Here is a 14,247-nt window from a genome sequence, read left to right as displayed (position 1 = left end):
TACCGCCCGTGCTGTACTGTCGTGGAACGAGTCCGATCGATGCCGCAAAATCGCGACTACAGCCGTATTGCTTGCCGTCGCCCATCTCGGCCGTCAGTACACTGGCCGTAATGGGACCAATGCCTGGAATCGTCAGTAACCGTTGTCCGATGTCGTCATCGGCTAATTGCTGGCGTAATTCTTTCTCGATTTCACAGACTTGTTCATCAAGATACTTGTAGTGGGCATGCAATCGTTCTAGCACAGCAACCAGCTTGGGTGGTAGTGTATGTTCAGCCAAGGTCGCCGGCAAACGCTTGATGACAGCCTGTCCAATCGGAAGGCTGATGCCGAACTCAAGTAAAAATCCGTGGATTTGATTGATCGTGCCGGTACGATCTTTGACCAGCGCTTCGCGTACTCGATGCAAGGCCGACAGCGTTTGCTGTGATTCTGTCTTGGGTGTGACAAACCGCATTGACGGCCGTGAGGCCGCTTCGCAGATCGCTTCGGCATCGACAAAATCGTTCTTGTTGCTCTTGACGAAAGGGCGCACAAACTGCGGCGAAATGAGCTTCACCAGATGCCCGAAGGCGACGAGCTGGCGCGCCATTTGGTGCGCACCGGCACACGCTTCCATGACCACCGTGCAGGCCGGGAAATTGCTGAAAAATTCGATTAATTGCTTCCGAGTACATTTCTTGCGAAACACGATACCTCCTCGTTTATCCTGGCCGTGCAGATGAAATGTATGCTTGCCCAGATCGATCCCTATCAGTGTCGCGTTGTTCATGATGGTCTCCGGAAGTAAGAACCCTGCCAGCATACCGCTGGCAGGGCCGGGGTGACCATCCCATTATGTGGCGCGTGTCAGTCGGGTGGAAAGACCAACTCGCTGCGCTCAAACATGTCTTCCCACAATTCCCGACTGACACGCGCCACATTTGGCAGCGTCCCCATGCGGAATGCACGTCAACAGCAACGACAACTTCAAAAGCCACAGCCTTGTTATTTTTTAGTCGCCTGCCGATCTTGACCAGACTCCAATTGCGCCCACAGCCGCGCCAGATACGGATCGCGAAACCCTTCCTTCAGCAATCCTTCCAGCGTATGCCGCAAATAATCCCTGGCCGGCCCATATAGTCCAACCGCATCACGCAAATGCGAAACCACCGTCAAATCCGGTAAACGCCCGGAATAGCTCTCATGCTGCCGATTCATGACAAACGCCAGCGCCTTGACGCGCGGGCCATCCTTGCCCTTGAGCTGCATCGGCAACCAGCGTGGCAAATACGCACCGGTCAGCATTTCGCGGCGCCATAACATTTTCAATTCTGTTTCGATGCTGATGGCGGGGATACGGAAGGCGATGCCTTGGCAGCAGCCGCCGCGGTCTAGTCCTAGCACCAGGCCGGGGTTGTCCCAGGTGCCGCGGTTGATGCGTGAATAGAGGTAGAAGCCGCGGTGGTAGCCGTACAGTTTGGCGGGCACGCGCTCGCTGTGTTCTACCATCGGGTTCCAGATCAGCGAGCCGTAGCCGAACAGCCACACATCGCCGTTCGGATCCGGTAGCGAGGCCAGTGCGGCGCGCCACGACGCTTCCAGCGCTGCTTCGGATAGCAGGGCGGAAGCTATCGGGGTGTTGTCCAGGATCGTCCGCAGGCGGTCCTGTTCAAGATCTTCACGGGTGATGCTCATGGCTACAGAATAAGCCAGATCGGCAGCAGGCAACAAGTGCTTTGCCAAACTACAAGTGCCGGCCGTGGTTTAATAGCAATGCATGTATTGCATCATCCTTTCAGTGCAACCAGGGTGTGCGCTCGTTGCCACCAGCGTCTCCACAGTGGTACAGGAGGTAATCCGGCATTGACGATTGCCGCGGCGGGATTTGCTCCGCCTGCCTCCAATCGAACCCAGCCGTTGCGCTGCACCACGTGGCACTCGCCGTCGCTGACCACAAAACGTGTGTCGGCAACCGTGCCGCCTTCGCAGACAAGAATGCTGCCTTGTATCGCTACGATAGTTGTTCCGTGTGCCGCATAAAACATGCTGGTTTGAGAGCGGCCTAGCCTGATCCGTGAAGTGGTTTCATTGGCGATTTTCATGGCGGTTTCCGTGATGAAAGAGATGGCTCTAGCCTATCCGCCCGCCAGCAAGCAAAACAGGCACAGCTGTTGCCCATCTGTAGCGTAACAGCCGGGGTTTGTCTTATCTGTTATCGTCCTGTATCCGCGATTCTGTATCTGTTTCGTTGCGCCGGAATGCAGCACACTTTGATAATTCAATGCATGTTATGAGGCCTCTCTTGTCAATCTCCGAGCCCCAATCCTTGTTGAAATCGCCAACAACGCAATTGCTGTACCGGCGCCTGGCTGAACACTATCTGGCTGCTATCCAGGCGCTTACCTTGCGGCCGGGCGATCGTATGCCATCGGTACGCGATCTGATGCGGCAGCATCAGGTCAGCTTGTCGACGGCATTGCAAACATTACGTCACCTGGAGCAGGAGGGCTGGCTCGAGGCGCGTCCGCGTTCCGGTTATTTCGTGCGGCAGGCGCGACGGCTGGCGGAACCGGAAGAATCGAATCTGTCCACTACGCCGGCCTTGATGTCGGCGCAGTATGCCGGAATCCACGAACGGGTCTCGGAAATCATTGCGCAGGGACGCAGCAACAAGGTCACGCTCGATCTGAGCAGCGCTAGCTGCTCGCCTGGACTGTATGCGGTGGAAGCGTTGAAAAACGCCGCAATCCGTACCCTGCGCCAGCGGCCGGAGGTGTTGACCAGCATGATGTCGCATAGCGGCAATCCTGCATTTCGGCAGGTGCTGGCCAAGCGTAGCCTAGCTATCGGAATCAAGATCGCGCCGGAACAGGTGATCGTTACCCATGGTTGTATCGAGGCGATCAATCTGGCTTTGCGCGCCGTCGCGCAGCCAGGCGACACCATCGCGGTCGAGTCGCCGACTTATTATGGCTTGCTGCAGGTGCTGGAAAGCCTGGGTATGCGGGCGCTTGAAATCCCGACCAGTCAGCGCACCGGCATCTCGATTGAAGCGCTGCAACTGGCGCTGCAGACCTACGACAATATCAAGGCCGTAGTGGCGGTGCCGAACCTGCAGAATCCGTTGGGGAGCATCATGCCGGATGCGCACAAGGCGCGGCTGGTAGAGCTATGCGAGCAGCATGGCATGGCCCTGATCGAGGATGATTCGTATAGCGACCTGGTGCCGGAAGGAACCTCGTCGACCGCATTAAAAGCCTGGGATCGCAGCGGCAACGTGATCTATTGCGCCTCGCTCAACAAAGTGCTGGCGCCGGGTATGCGTCTGGGCTGGATGGTTGGCGGCCGCTGGCAGGCGCGGATTGAGATGCTTAAATTTGCCCATACCCGGGCGAATGAAGAGTGGGCGCAGATTACTGCAGCGGATTTTATGGCGTCGACTGCCTATGACCGCCATTTGCGGCGTCTGCGTGAAGCGCTGCGGATACAGCGAGCGCGCACCGCCGAAGCGATCGCTATTCATTTTCCCGCCGGTACCCGGCTCAATCTTCCAGACGGTGGCGCCTTGTTATGGGTGGAACTGCCGCAGCAACTATCATCCAAAAAGGTATTCGAGGCAGCATTGCGGGAAGGTATCCGGCTTGCCCCCGGTTTGATGTTTTCCAATTCCAGGCGTTTCGATCATTTTCTGCGGCTGTGCTGCGGCCAGCCGTTTTCGCCGCAGATCGGGCAGGGCATAAAACGGCTGGGGGAAATCGTAGCAGGGTTGTTGCCTGAAGCTGAGGTGCAGCAGAAAAAATTACCGTGAACTCAGTATTTCTTCGACCTGCGCGGCCCGCGGAATCGGCGCTACCGCACCGTAACCGGTAGTCGACAAAGCAGCGCAGACATTGGCGTAACTGGCGGCGCGGAATGGATCGTCACCGGCTACCAGGCGGGCAATGAAGGCGCCGCCAAAACAATCGCCGGCGCCGGTAGCGTCGATCGCTTCGACGCCGTAAGCCGGCACCATCCGGCGTTCGCTGGCGGTGGCGACATAACAGCCTTCGGCGCCAAGCTTGAAGGCGATCAGGCTGATGCCGTAGGACAGTAAAGTATCGACAATCGCGTCGCGGTCGTCGAGGCCGGTGAGGGCGCTGACATCGTCCCAGCTGGGCAGGCAGATGTCGCACAGTGCAAACGCCTCGCGCATTTTTTCACGGGCACGTTCCAGCGGCCAGAGTTTCAGCCGCAGGTTGGTATCGAGCGAGGTCCGCACGCCATGCTTGCGCGCATGCGCCATCGCAGCCAGGCCGGCATCGCAGGCGGATTCGCTGATCGCCAGGCTGATGCCTGACAGATGCAGCATCTTGGCGCCGGCAATCGCCTCAAGCGGTAATTGCGTACTGGTATAGCGGCTGGCGGCAGAGCCGGCGCGCAGATAGTCGAAATGATGACCATCCTGATCATGCGAAACAAAATACACGCCGGTAGCAGCTTGCGGATTGTTAGCCACATGGCTTGCATCGACCTGTTCCGCCAGCCACAGATCACGCAGCTTCTGGCCGAATTGGTCATTGCCGAGGGCACTGATATAACCGCTGCGCGCACCTTGGCGGGCAGCGGCGATACAGAAATTCGACGTGTCGCCGCCAAAACCTTGCAAGTACATGCGTGCATCGTGGAGCCGCTGGTTGAACTCCACCATTGCTTCGCCATAAGCCAGGATATCTATAGTCATTGCTTGTGCCGGGGTAAAAATTAAAAGAAGGTCTGAATCACGTCTACAACCTGATGCTGTGCATCGACGACGGCAATCTGACGCCATTTATCGAAAGTCAGGCACGGATGGGAGATGTCGAAGCCAATCATGTCGCCGACCTTGATGTCGTCGCCCTCGGTAATCTGCAGATATGCATGCTGATCCATCATGCCGGTCACCTGCCAATGGGCGGGCGTGACTTTCGGAGCAGCCGTGCCGGGACGATAGTGCAGTGCAGGCGTAGGCAGGCCGGCATCGAATGCGGCATCACGCTTGCCGAGTGCGATGATAGCTTTGCCGGTTTCCGGAATCGATTGCACATAAGCCCACAACTGCAAGGCCGGCTGCAATTCGCTGCGCATTTTGCGGGCGATAGGATTACGCGTCTGGATCTGCGCCTGCGCCGCGCGGTAGATGCCGACATCGTGCGTCAGGTAGCAGCCTGGGCGCAATACCACATCCAAAGGCAAACCAATCTCGGTCTTGGCGAATTCGTCGGCGACCACGTCGTACCACGCGGAACCGGCGCCGGTCAGTATCACCGGCCGTGCTGCGCTGCCTTCGGTACGGGCAGCAAAGCGGCCATCCTTGGCCAGTTGCCGGGTGCAGGCTACCGCGTGTTGCAAAAAGCTGCGGATATCGGCTTCTTCTTTCAATACGCCTTCATAAACTTCAACACCGGCCAGCACAATATGGTCCGGCCAGCGTGCAATCGCATCCAGCACGGCGGCTTGCTGTTCCGCATTGCGGATGCCGGTGCGGCCGCCGTCGGCGCCGAGTTCCAGCAATACATGCAGTTTTTGTTTGCGGGCCTGGAAGAAAGCGCCCAACTGGTCGACGCCATCGGCCGAATCGACCAGGCAGCAGAATTCAAAGGAAAGGTCGGCCAGCAAATCGGAGATGATCGCCATATTCTGCTTGCCGACCAGCTGATTTGCCATGATCACGCGTCGTACGCCGTGCTGATAGGCGACCCGGGTCTGGTGTGCGGTGGCCAGGGTGATGCCCCATGCGCCACCGGCCAGCTGGCGGGCGAACAGTTTCGGCGCCATCGTTGTTTTACCGTGCGGGGCCAGTTTGACGCCGTATTCGGTGACGAATTGCTGCATCCACTGCAAATTGTGCGTCATGCGCTCTTCGGACAGCACTGCGGTGGGCAGGCTCAGGTCTTCTCGCAGCAGATTCCAGTTGTGCGCCTTCACCTCGGCGGCAGGCAACGTCTGTTGGAATGCCCCCAGGCCCTTGTTCAAAGGGTCGATTGTCGGGTTCTCGTAATTGCTGTGATAGTTAATAACATCTGTCATCAGATCTTCTCCTTCAGAATTCATTTGACGTAATCATATCCTTGAATTTACTATATTAAAAGCATGTTACAAAGTAACATAGCATTTTTTCATGCCACGTCTGCGGCAGAGTCTGTGGTGCGACTCTGCCTTTCTATTGGCCCATATTCTGGCTTTGCTGCTTAATTTGCAACCTATCTGACAACACATGGCTCACTCATTCGATATTGTGTCGCGCATCGCCGAGCGTAGCGGTCAGCTGCGCCTGGCAGAGCAAAAGGTAGCGCAGGCAATCCTGGGCGATTTGCCGTTTGCCGCCAGCGCCAGTATCCAGACCCTGGCGAAACAAGCCAGCGTCAGCGAAGCCAGCGTCACCCGTTTTGCCAAAGCCATCGGTTGCCGCGATGTGCGCGAATTGAAGATGCATCTGGCCCAGGCGGCAGCGATCGGGCAGCGATTCTTGCGGGTCGAGAACTCTGTTGTTGAAAATCAACTTCCGCAAATCGTCGACATTGTGTATGCCGATATCCACAAAGCGCTGGAGGTCAATCGCAGCCTGCTGAACCAGGATACCTTGTTGCAAGCAGCGCAGCTGCTGCTTCAGGCACGCATGATTTATGCCTTTGGTATGGGTGGCGGCTCGACTATGCTGTCCGATGAGGCGCGCTATCGGCTGGTACGCCTGGGGCGTCCGGTGGCCACCTATCACGACGCCATGCTGCAGAAAATGGTAGCCGCAACACTCGACAAGGATGATGTGGTGCTGGTCCTGTCGACCACCGGCAACGTGCCTGAACTTAATGCCAGTTGCGCCATCGCCAAGGAATACGGCGTGCGGCTGGTGGCGATCACGGCACTGGGTTCGCCGCTGGCCGCGATGGCAGATGTGCTGTTGCCGTTGAAGTCGCTGGAAACCGATTTTATTTTCAAGCCGTCATCGTCGCGCTACGCCATGATGATGGCGCTGGATGTACTGATGACCGAGTTGGCATTGCTGCAAAAAGATCGTAGCCAGGAGTTGCTGCGACGCCTGAAATTCACACTGGATACGCATCGCGGTGGCAGTAATCGCGAGCCGTTGGGAGATTGAGATGAGCACCGAATCAAATACACCATTGTCAGATGCAGCGGCCACGCCAAGTTGCGATACGCTGATTCGTAACGTGTCGGTGATCGACGGCAGCGGCGAACCGGCATTTGTGGCCGACGTCGCTATGGCTGGCGGGCGTATCCTGCATATCGAGCCGCGTAATGACGCCAATGCCGGCAAGCCATCCGGCTGGCAGGCTAAGGATGTGATCGACGGCAGCGGCAAGGTCCTGAGCCCTGGCTTCATCGATGTCCACACGCACGACGACACCAACGTGATTCGCACACCGAGCATGGTGCCCAAGCTGTCGCAGGGCGTCACCACCGTGATCGTCGGCAATTGCGGCATCAGCGCCGCGCCGGTCAGCCTCAAGGCGGAACCGCCGGATCCGATGAATCTGCTAGGCGAGGCGAGCGCCTTCAACTACCCGACTTTCGCCTCCTATGTCGACGCGGTGACGCAGGCTCAACCATCTATCAATGTAGCCGCGTTGATCGGCCACACCGCCTTGCGCAGCAACCAGATGGACCGGCTCGATCGCGCCGCCACCGACACAGAAATCGCCGCCATGTGCGAGCAGTTGCGCGAAGCGCTGGCGCACGGCGCGCTCGGACTCAGCACCGGCCTGGCGTACGGCAATGCGATCAATGCGCCCACCGCCGAAGTGTTGGCGCTGGCGGAACCGCTGGCCGAGGCCGGCGCCATCTACGCGACGCATTTGCGCAGTGAATTCGCCGACATCCTGGAAGCCATGGATGAAGCTTTCCGTATCGGCAAACATGCCCGGGTGCCGGTGGTAATTTCGCATTTGAAATGCGCCGGCGTTGAAAACTGGGGCCGTAGCGGCGAAGTGCTGGAAGCGCTGGAGCAGGCGCAGCGTTATCAGCCGGTCGGCTGCGACTGTTATCCCTACACCGCCAGTTCATCCACCCTGGATTTGAAACAGGTAACCGACACCATCGACATCATGGTGACCTGGTCGGAGCCGGAACCGGCCATGGGCGGCAAGCTGCTAGCTGAGATCGCGGCCGAATGGCAGGTCGATCTGATGGCAGCGGCGCGTCGTTTGCAACCGGCCGGCGCCGTTTATCACTGCATGCAGGATGACGATGTCAACCGCATCCTGAGCCACCCGGCCAGTGTGGTCGGATCGGATGGCTTGCCTAACGATCCGCTGCCGCATCCGCGCCTGTGGGGGGCATTTCCACGCGTGCTGGGTTACTACAGCCGCGAGCAAAAACTATTTCCATTGACCGTGGCGGTCCGCAAGATGACAGGTTTGTCGGCCGAACGTTTCGGCCTGGCTGAACGCGGTCTGGTACGTGAAGGCTATTGGGCTGACCTGGTGTTGTTCGATCCGGAAACCGTACGCGATGCGGCAACTTTTTCCGATCCGATGCAGCCGGCCGAAGGAATCGAAGCGGTCTGGGTAAATGGTGTCTTGTCTTATGTGGGTGGCGCGCAAAAAGCGCCGACCGAGTCGCGGGCAGGCCGTTTCCTGGCGCGGCAAGGCGGAGTGAGTGGCGTCCTTGCAAGTTGAGTTGGCTGAACTTTTTTTGAGTTTTGTTGCGTTTAATTGAGTTTTATTTTTACTGAGGAGTAGCTATGACTATCAAACGATACGGTGTTGAAGGTGGTTCGGGAACCGGCGGCCAGCATCTGCCGTTCGCGCGTGCGGTTGAAGCCGACGGCTGGCTGTACGTTTCCGGCCAAGTGGCGATGGTGGATGGCGAAGTGATCGATGGCGGCATCGTCGCGCAATCGCACAAGACCATCCAGAACGTGCTGGCGATCCTGAAAGAAGCCGGCTACGGTCCGGAGCACGTAGTACGTTGCGGTGTCTGGCTTGACGATACACGCGATTTTCAATCGTTCAACAAGGTTTTCAAAGAGTATTTTGGCGCCAATCCGCCAGCCCGCGCTTGCGTGCAATCGAGCATGGTAGTCGATTGCAAGGTGGAAGTGGATTGCATCGCTTATAAAAAATAATTCGCTGCAGGTTGGCGGAATTTACTGACAACTAACAGCTAATAGTTGCAAAATGGCACCGTTCGTTATGTGTTTGTGCGCTAGGCGCGGTGTCAAAAAATAAATCGGACTTTAGGAGGATTTGATGGAGATGGTTCAAGGAAATATGTTGCTGCTCTATGCGGTGATTGCAGTGATCGCACTGGTGGTGCTGATCGCCAAGTTCAAGATGAATCCGTTCATCGTGCTGATCGTGGTGTCGGTAATACTGGGTCTGGTTGTCGGCATGCCGATGGGAGCCATCGTCAAATCTTATGAAACCGGTGTCGGCGGCGCTTTGGGACATATTGCGCTGGTGGTCGGGCTGGGTACCATGTTCGGCAAGATGATGGCGGAATCGGGCGGCGCCGAGCGCGTTGCCAACACGCTCATCGGTGTGTTCGGTCACAAGCGCGTGCACTGGGCGATGATGGTGGTGGCATTGATTGTCGGCCTGCCGGTGTTCTTTGAAGTCGGTTTCGTGCTGTTGATTCCGATCGCATTCAACGTCGCCAAGCGTACCGGGACCTCGATGATCATGGTCGGGATCCCGATGGTTGCCGGCCTGTCAGTCGTGCACGGCTTGATTCCACCGCATCCGGCAGCGCTGTTCGCCGTGACTGCCTACAACGCAGATATCGGCCGCACCATCATGTACGCGCTGATCGTCGGTATTCCTACTGCGATCATTGCCGGTCCGCTGTTTGCCAAACTGATCAGCCGCTACGTTACGCCTAATCCTGATAACCCATTGATCTCGCAATTTGTCGAAGAAGACAAAGGCCGTGACTTGCCTGGTTTCGGCATCACGATTGCTACCATCTTGCTGCCGGTGGCGTTGATGTTAATTGGTAGTTGGGCCGATGTGTTCTTCACGCCAAAAACCTTCGCCAACGATTTCCTGCGCCTGATTGGCAATTCGGTGATCGCGCTGCTGATCGCTACCCTGGTCAGTTTCTACACCTTCGGCAAGGCACGCGGTTTTAATCGTGAAGCCATTCTCAAATTCACGACAGAATGTCTGGCGCCTATCGCCGGGATCACGTTGATCGTTGGCGCTGGCGCCGGTTTCGGCCGGATCCTGATCGACGGCGGTGTTTCCAAGGCAATCGTCGAACTCGCTAACAACGCGCATTTGTCGCCGTTGCTGCTGGGCTGGTTCGTTGCTGCGCTGATTCGGGTTGCCACCGGTTCGGCTACGGTCGCGATGACCACTGCTTGCGGTATCGTCGCACCGATCGTCACTGCCGCCGGCGTAACTGTCCGGCCGGAACTGATGGTGCTGGCAACCGGCGCCGGTTCGCTGATCCTGTCGCACGTCAACGACGGTGGTTTCTGGCTGGTCAAGGAGTACTTCAACATGACCGTGACGGAAACCTTCAAGACCTGGACTGTCGCTGAAACCATTATTTCGGTGGTGGCGTTGTTGTTGACGTTGGGTTTGTCTACCGTGATCTGATTGATCTACATTTGTAGCACTGTCTTGAAACGGCTTGCAGAATTCGATTCTGCAAGCCGTTTTTCTTTGTGGGTGGCGTGGGAAACTGCTGATAATTGAATCGAAACCGGTATGCGAAACGCGTTGGAGCCGTGTCCGAATTGATCAAAATAATAAAATAATTCATTATTTTTAGTGCAATACAGCAATAAATATCCGTTTCATGGTATTAAAGTGGCTACAATTTTGTGGAAAAACCAACGTATCTGATCATGCGTTCACCGGTAATCCACAAAAATACCCTAAACCCACAATGCCGATCACGCCATGAAAATCCTGAGAAAATTTCTGTTCGCGCTTACCATAACCTTCGTTGCGACCGCCTGTGTAGCCCAGACCGCGGAAACCAAGATAGAAATCAAGGCCGCCGCTGCCGAGGCAAATAAAGTCCTGGTACAGGGACCAGGCAAGATTGAATTCAACGACCAGGCTACTTTTTCTCTGCCTCAAGACTATGGCTTTGTCCCGGCTGCAGCCGCTGCACGCTACCTGCGTGCCGTCGGTAACGTTATCGATGACAAGTCACTGATTGGCGTAATCGTTCCGACGACCCAAAACGGGAACTGGTTTGTCACCGTCGAGTTCAAAAAAGACGGCTATGTACGCGACGACGATGCACGCGACTGGAAAGCTGACGACATGTTGAAGAGTTTGCGCGATGGCACTGAGCAAGCGAACGCAAGTCGCAAGGAGCGAGGCATTCCGGAGGTCGAGGTCGGTGGCTGGGCGGAAGCTCCCGCCTACGATGCCGCAACCCATCGTCTGGTCTGGTCGTTGATCGTGCGCGATAAAGGCGAAGTCGCCAATAGCGCTCAGACTGGCGTCAACTATCGCACCCTTGCCTTGGGCCGCGATGGCTATCTTACTTTAACAATGGTGACGGACCTGTCGTCTCTCGCTGTTGAAAAGCCGATTGCAAACAATCTGCTCGCCGCCATCGATTATCACAACGGTAAGCGCTACGCAGATTTCACCGCCTCAACCGATCATGTTGCAGAATATGGCCTGGCTGCCTTGGTGGTCGGCGTCGCTGCCAAGAAAATTGGCATGCTTGCCGTCATCGCTGCGTTCGCGGCGAAGTTTTTCAAAATCGGCTTGCTGGCGGTGCTTGCCTTCGGTGCTGCCATCAAGCGATTCTTCAAGCGCACACCGAAACCAGCGACACCGGCATCGACATCCAATCCAGACCAGCCGGAAGCATCGCCGTTTGAACCGCGACAGCTGACGCAGTCTGCACCCGATCCTAAGGCTGGCGACCATGCGGCCGAAGCCAGCGATACCGTAAACCGCGTCTAGCGACCGGCGCCATGGTTAAATTGCTGATCCTGCTGTTGGGAGGCCTGAAGCTCGGTAAGATCCTGACTACTTCCGGCACCATGCTGCTGTCTATCGCGGTCTACGCGATGTTCTACGGCTGGCGTTTTGCCGCAGGCTTTGTGCTGTTGCTGTTCGTGCACGAAGCAGGTCACTACCTCGCAGCACAGCGGCGCGGCCTGGCTGTCGGCGCGCCGACGTTCATTCCATTCGTCGGCGCCTGGATCCAGTTGAAAGAGATACCGCATGATGCTGAAACCGAGGCCTATGTCGGCCTTGCCGGTCCGTTTGTCGGTACGGTCGGTGCGCTGGCTTGTTATTTTGCGTCACGCTGGTACAACAGCGAGTTGCTGCTGGCGCTGTCATACGCTGGCTTTTTTCTGAACTTGTTCAACATGATTCCGATGTCGCCTTTTGACGGCGGGCGCATCACGGCAGTGCTGTCCCCACGGATATGGTTCGCCGGCGTTCCCGTGATGATCGCATTATTCGTTTATCGCCCGACTCCGCTGCTGATCGTGATGGTCATTCTCGCGTTGCCGCAGTTGAAACGCGCCTGGCAATACGACCCTTCCACTCCGGAGAATCAGCGTTATTACGGCATCGAGCCGTCTGTGAAGGTGACCTACGCATTTTATTATCTTGCCTTGCTGATCTTTCTGGTGCTGATGACGCATGGTGTACACGATATGCTGGCGCCGGTTCACAGCGGCTTTGGCTTTCTTTAGCCGATTATTTTCTGCATATGCGACTTGCCGGAAAACAGCAGAAATCAAACGGCCACAGATCAGTCTGTGGCCGTTTTTTTTGATCTATGTCAAAGCGATTGCCATCTGTGCAAGATATGCTGCAGCCGGTAGATGTCATCAATCCCACGTATTGATGCATTCAATTTCCGGAGCTTGCACATGTTAAATTCGAGAGAATCGTCCCCCCCAGTTGACGCGGTTAGTTATGACGTTTCCTTGCTGCGCAAGCTGAATCAACTTGGCCCACGCTATACGTCTTATCCGACGGCAGACAGGTTTTCAGAAGATTTCACTTCCGCAGATTATTTGCAAGCGGTTGCCAACCGGCGCGACATGGGTGCGCGCCATGCCTTGTCGTTGTACGTGCACATCCCGTTTTGCGACACGATTTGCTACTACTGCGCCTGTAATAAAGTGGTCACCAGGAATCTCGGCAAGGCAGCGCTTTACCTGACGTACCTGAAGCGCGAGATTTCGATGCAGTCTGCCTTGTTTCAAGGCATGAACCAGGTCGAACAACTACATTTCGGCGGCGGTACGCCGACCTTTCTAACGGATGTGCAGATGACGGATCTGCTGGAGCATCTGCACGGGAGTTTTCAGTTTGCGCCGGACGGGCAGGGCGAATATTCGATAGAGGTCGATCCGCGCACGGTGACGCCGAAACGTATCGTCACCTTGCGGCGCCAGGGATTTAATCGCCTTAGCCTCGGCGTGCAGGATTTTGATCCTGCGGTACAGAAAGCCGTTAACAGGATCCAGCCCGAGGAAGACACGCTCAGGATCATTGATGCCGCGCGTTATGCGGGCTTTCGCTCAGTCAGCATAGACTTGATTTACGGCTTGCCGAAGCAGAACGTGATATCGATGGCGCAAACGCTGAAAAAGGTGATCGCAGCGGCACCGGATCGGATTGCCATCTACAGCTATGCCCACATGCCGCACCTGTTCAAGCCGCAACGCCGCATCGCCGATGCCGATTTGCCGACGCCGGAAGCCAAGATCGACATGTTGTTCCTGTGTATCAAGCGGCTGACCGACGCCGGTTACGTGTACATCGGCATGGACCATTTCGCCAAGCCCGACGACGATCTGGCGATCGCCCAGCGGCAAGGGCGCTTGCATCGCAATTTCCAGGGTTATTCAACCCATGCCGAGGCCGATCTGGTGTCATGCGGCGTGTCCGCAATCAGTGCCGTCGGCGCCAGCTACAGCCAGAACGAGAAAACGCTGGATGCCTATTATCAGCGTCTCGACCAGGGAACATTGCCAATTGCGCGCGGTGTCAAGCTGAGCACGGATGATTTGCTGCGACGCCTGATCATTCAGCGCCTGATGTGCGATTTCGAATTATCGCCGGCATCGATCGAGATCGCCCATCCGATCAAATTCAACGATTATTTTGCAGCTGAGTTGGCGCAATTGAAGTTGCTGGCGGCAGACGGCTTGCTCAAGCTGGATGACGAATGGATCACCGTTACCATGAAAGGGCGTTTGCTGATCCGCAATATTTGCATGGTGTTCGATCGCTATCTGGCTTTGGGCAGAAGTCCGTTGCGTTATTCGAAAACCATTTAAGCAGG

General features: G+C 56.5%; 13 protein-coding genes. 8 read left to right on the top strand and 5 right to left on the bottom strand.

Annotated features, from left to right (window positions below):
- The 3 genes from BM029_RS15460 to BM029_RS15450 all read right to left on the bottom strand — a co-directional run.
- Positions 1-772 (bottom strand): IS110 family RNA-guided transposase (locus BM029_RS15460; RefSeq protein WP_092437472.1); only part of this gene is annotated, 772 nt, incomplete at its 3' end.
- Positions 773-987: 215 nt separating this feature from the next.
- Positions 988-1,677: a gamma-glutamylcyclotransferase gene (locus BM029_RS15455; RefSeq protein WP_092437500.1), complete on the bottom strand. Its 690-nt coding sequence runs from the start codon at positions 1,675-1,677 to the stop codon at positions 988-990.
- Positions 1,678-1,769: 92 nt separating this feature from the next.
- Positions 1,770-2,084: a hypothetical protein gene (locus BM029_RS15450; RefSeq protein ID WP_092437470.1), complete on the bottom strand. Its 315-nt coding sequence runs from the start codon at positions 2,082-2,084 to the stop codon at positions 1,770-1,772.
- Between the two features lie 188 nt (positions 2,085-2,272).
- Between BM029_RS15450 and BM029_RS15445 the strand changes: the two genes are divergently transcribed.
- Positions 2,273-3,790 carry an aminotransferase-like domain-containing protein gene (locus tag BM029_RS15445; RefSeq protein ID WP_244545074.1) on the top strand — a complete coding sequence of 506 codons (1,518 nt, stop codon included), beginning with the start codon at positions 2,273-2,275 and terminating at the stop codon, positions 3,788-3,790.
- Here BM029_RS15445 and BM029_RS15440 read toward each other — a convergent pair.
- Together BM029_RS15440 and BM029_RS15435 are read right to left on the bottom strand one after the other, a co-directional pair.
- Positions 3,782-4,702 carry a sugar kinase gene (locus BM029_RS15440; RefSeq protein WP_092437466.1) on the bottom strand — a complete coding sequence of 307 codons (921 nt, stop codon included), beginning with the start codon at positions 4,700-4,702 and terminating at the stop codon, positions 3,782-3,784. The two genes, BM029_RS15445 and BM029_RS15440, sit on opposite strands and share 9 nt — an antisense overlap.
- Positions 4,703-4,722: 20 nt before the next feature.
- Complete coding sequence (locus BM029_RS15435; protein ID WP_092437464.1) at positions 4,723-6,027, bottom strand: amino acid deaminase; 1,305 nt, start codon at positions 6,025-6,027, stop codon at positions 4,723-4,725.
- Between the two features lie 187 nt (positions 6,028-6,214).
- Here BM029_RS15435 and BM029_RS15430 point away from each other — a divergent pair, with 187 nt between their 5' ends.
- From BM029_RS15430 to hemN, 7 genes are all read left to right on the top strand, one after another.
- Positions 6,215-7,096, top strand: a complete 882-nt coding sequence (locus BM029_RS15430; protein WP_092437461.1) for a MurR/RpiR family transcriptional regulator — start codon at positions 6,215-6,217, stop codon at positions 7,094-7,096.
- A gap of 1 nt (position 7,097) precedes the next feature.
- The gene (locus BM029_RS15425; protein ID WP_092437459.1) at positions 7,098-8,636 is read left to right on the top strand and encodes an N-acyl-D-amino-acid deacylase family protein; all 1,539 of its coding nucleotides are present in this window, start codon (positions 7,098-7,100) and stop codon (positions 8,634-8,636) included.
- Positions 8,637-8,701: 65 nt separating this feature from the next.
- Entirely contained in the window at positions 8,702-9,085 is a 384-nt protein-coding gene (locus tag BM029_RS15420) for a RidA family protein (RefSeq protein WP_092416705.1), read from the top strand.
- Positions 9,086-9,209: 124 nt separating this feature from the next.
- Entirely contained in the window at positions 9,210-10,562 is a 1,353-nt protein-coding gene (locus BM029_RS15415; RefSeq protein WP_092437457.1) for a GntP family permease, read from the top strand.
- Positions 10,563-10,868: 306 nt separating this feature from the next.
- Positions 10,869-11,897 carry a DUF2167 domain-containing protein gene (locus BM029_RS15410; protein ID WP_092437455.1) on the top strand — a complete coding sequence of 343 codons (1,029 nt, stop codon included), beginning with the start codon at positions 10,869-10,871 and terminating at the stop codon, positions 11,895-11,897.
- 11 nt (positions 11,898-11,908) lie between these two features.
- Positions 11,909-12,643: a site-2 protease family protein gene (locus BM029_RS15405; protein ID WP_092437453.1), complete on the top strand. Its 735-nt coding sequence runs from the start codon at positions 11,909-11,911 to the stop codon at positions 12,641-12,643.
- Between the two features lie 180 nt (positions 12,644-12,823).
- Complete coding sequence (gene hemN, locus BM029_RS15400; RefSeq protein ID WP_092437451.1) at positions 12,824-14,242, top strand: oxygen-independent coproporphyrinogen III oxidase; 1,419 nt, start codon at positions 12,824-12,826, stop codon at positions 14,240-14,242.
- Positions 14,243-14,247: the final 5 nt, after the last annotated feature.

Origin of the sequence: Collimonas sp. OK607, from assembly GCF_900111995.1 — a bacterium.
In the GTDB taxonomy this organism is placed as follows: Bacteria; Pseudomonadota; Gammaproteobacteria; order Burkholderiales; family Burkholderiaceae_D; genus Collimonas.
Note: the sequence above shows the minus strand (reverse complement) of the source record. Positions and strands in the feature narration are given on the sequence as shown.

Excerpts from the sequence above, each read along its gene's own strand:
- BM029_RS15415 (WP_092437457.1), top strand. The coding sequence starts at position 9,210 with ATGGAGATGGTTCAAGGAAATATGTTGCTGCTCTATGCGGTGATTGCA.
- BM029_RS15445 (WP_244545074.1), top strand. The coding sequence starts at position 2,273 with ATGAGGCCTCTCTTGTCAATCTCCGAGCCCCAATCCTTGTTGAAATCG.
- hemN (WP_092437451.1), top strand. The coding sequence starts at position 12,824 with ATGTTAAATTCGAGAGAATCGTCCCCCCCAGTTGACGCGGTTAGTTAT.
- BM029_RS15420 (WP_092416705.1), top strand. The coding sequence starts at position 8,702 with ATGACTATCAAACGATACGGTGTTGAAGGTGGTTCGGGAACCGGCGGC.
- BM029_RS15455 (WP_092437500.1), bottom strand. The coding sequence starts at position 1,677 with ATGAGCATCACCCGTGAAGATCTTGAACAGGACCGCCTGCGGACGATC.
- BM029_RS15440 (WP_092437466.1), bottom strand. The coding sequence starts at position 4,702 with ATGACTATAGATATCCTGGCTTATGGCGAAGCAATGGTGGAGTTCAAC.
- BM029_RS15425 (WP_092437459.1), top strand. The coding sequence starts at position 7,098 with ATGAGCACCGAATCAAATACACCATTGTCAGATGCAGCGGCCACGCCA.
- BM029_RS15410 (WP_092437455.1), top strand. The coding sequence starts at position 10,869 with ATGAAAATCCTGAGAAAATTTCTGTTCGCGCTTACCATAACCTTCGTT.
- BM029_RS15430 (WP_092437461.1), top strand. The coding sequence starts at position 6,215 with ATGGCTCACTCATTCGATATTGTGTCGCGCATCGCCGAGCGTAGCGGT.
- BM029_RS15405 (WP_092437453.1), top strand. The coding sequence starts at position 11,909 with ATGGTTAAATTGCTGATCCTGCTGTTGGGAGGCCTGAAGCTCGGTAAG.
- BM029_RS15450 (WP_092437470.1), bottom strand. The coding sequence starts at position 2,084 with ATGAAAATCGCCAATGAAACCACTTCACGGATCAGGCTAGGCCGCTCT.
- BM029_RS15435 (WP_092437464.1), bottom strand. The coding sequence starts at position 6,027 with ATGACAGATGTTATTAACTATCACAGCAATTACGAGAACCCGACAATC.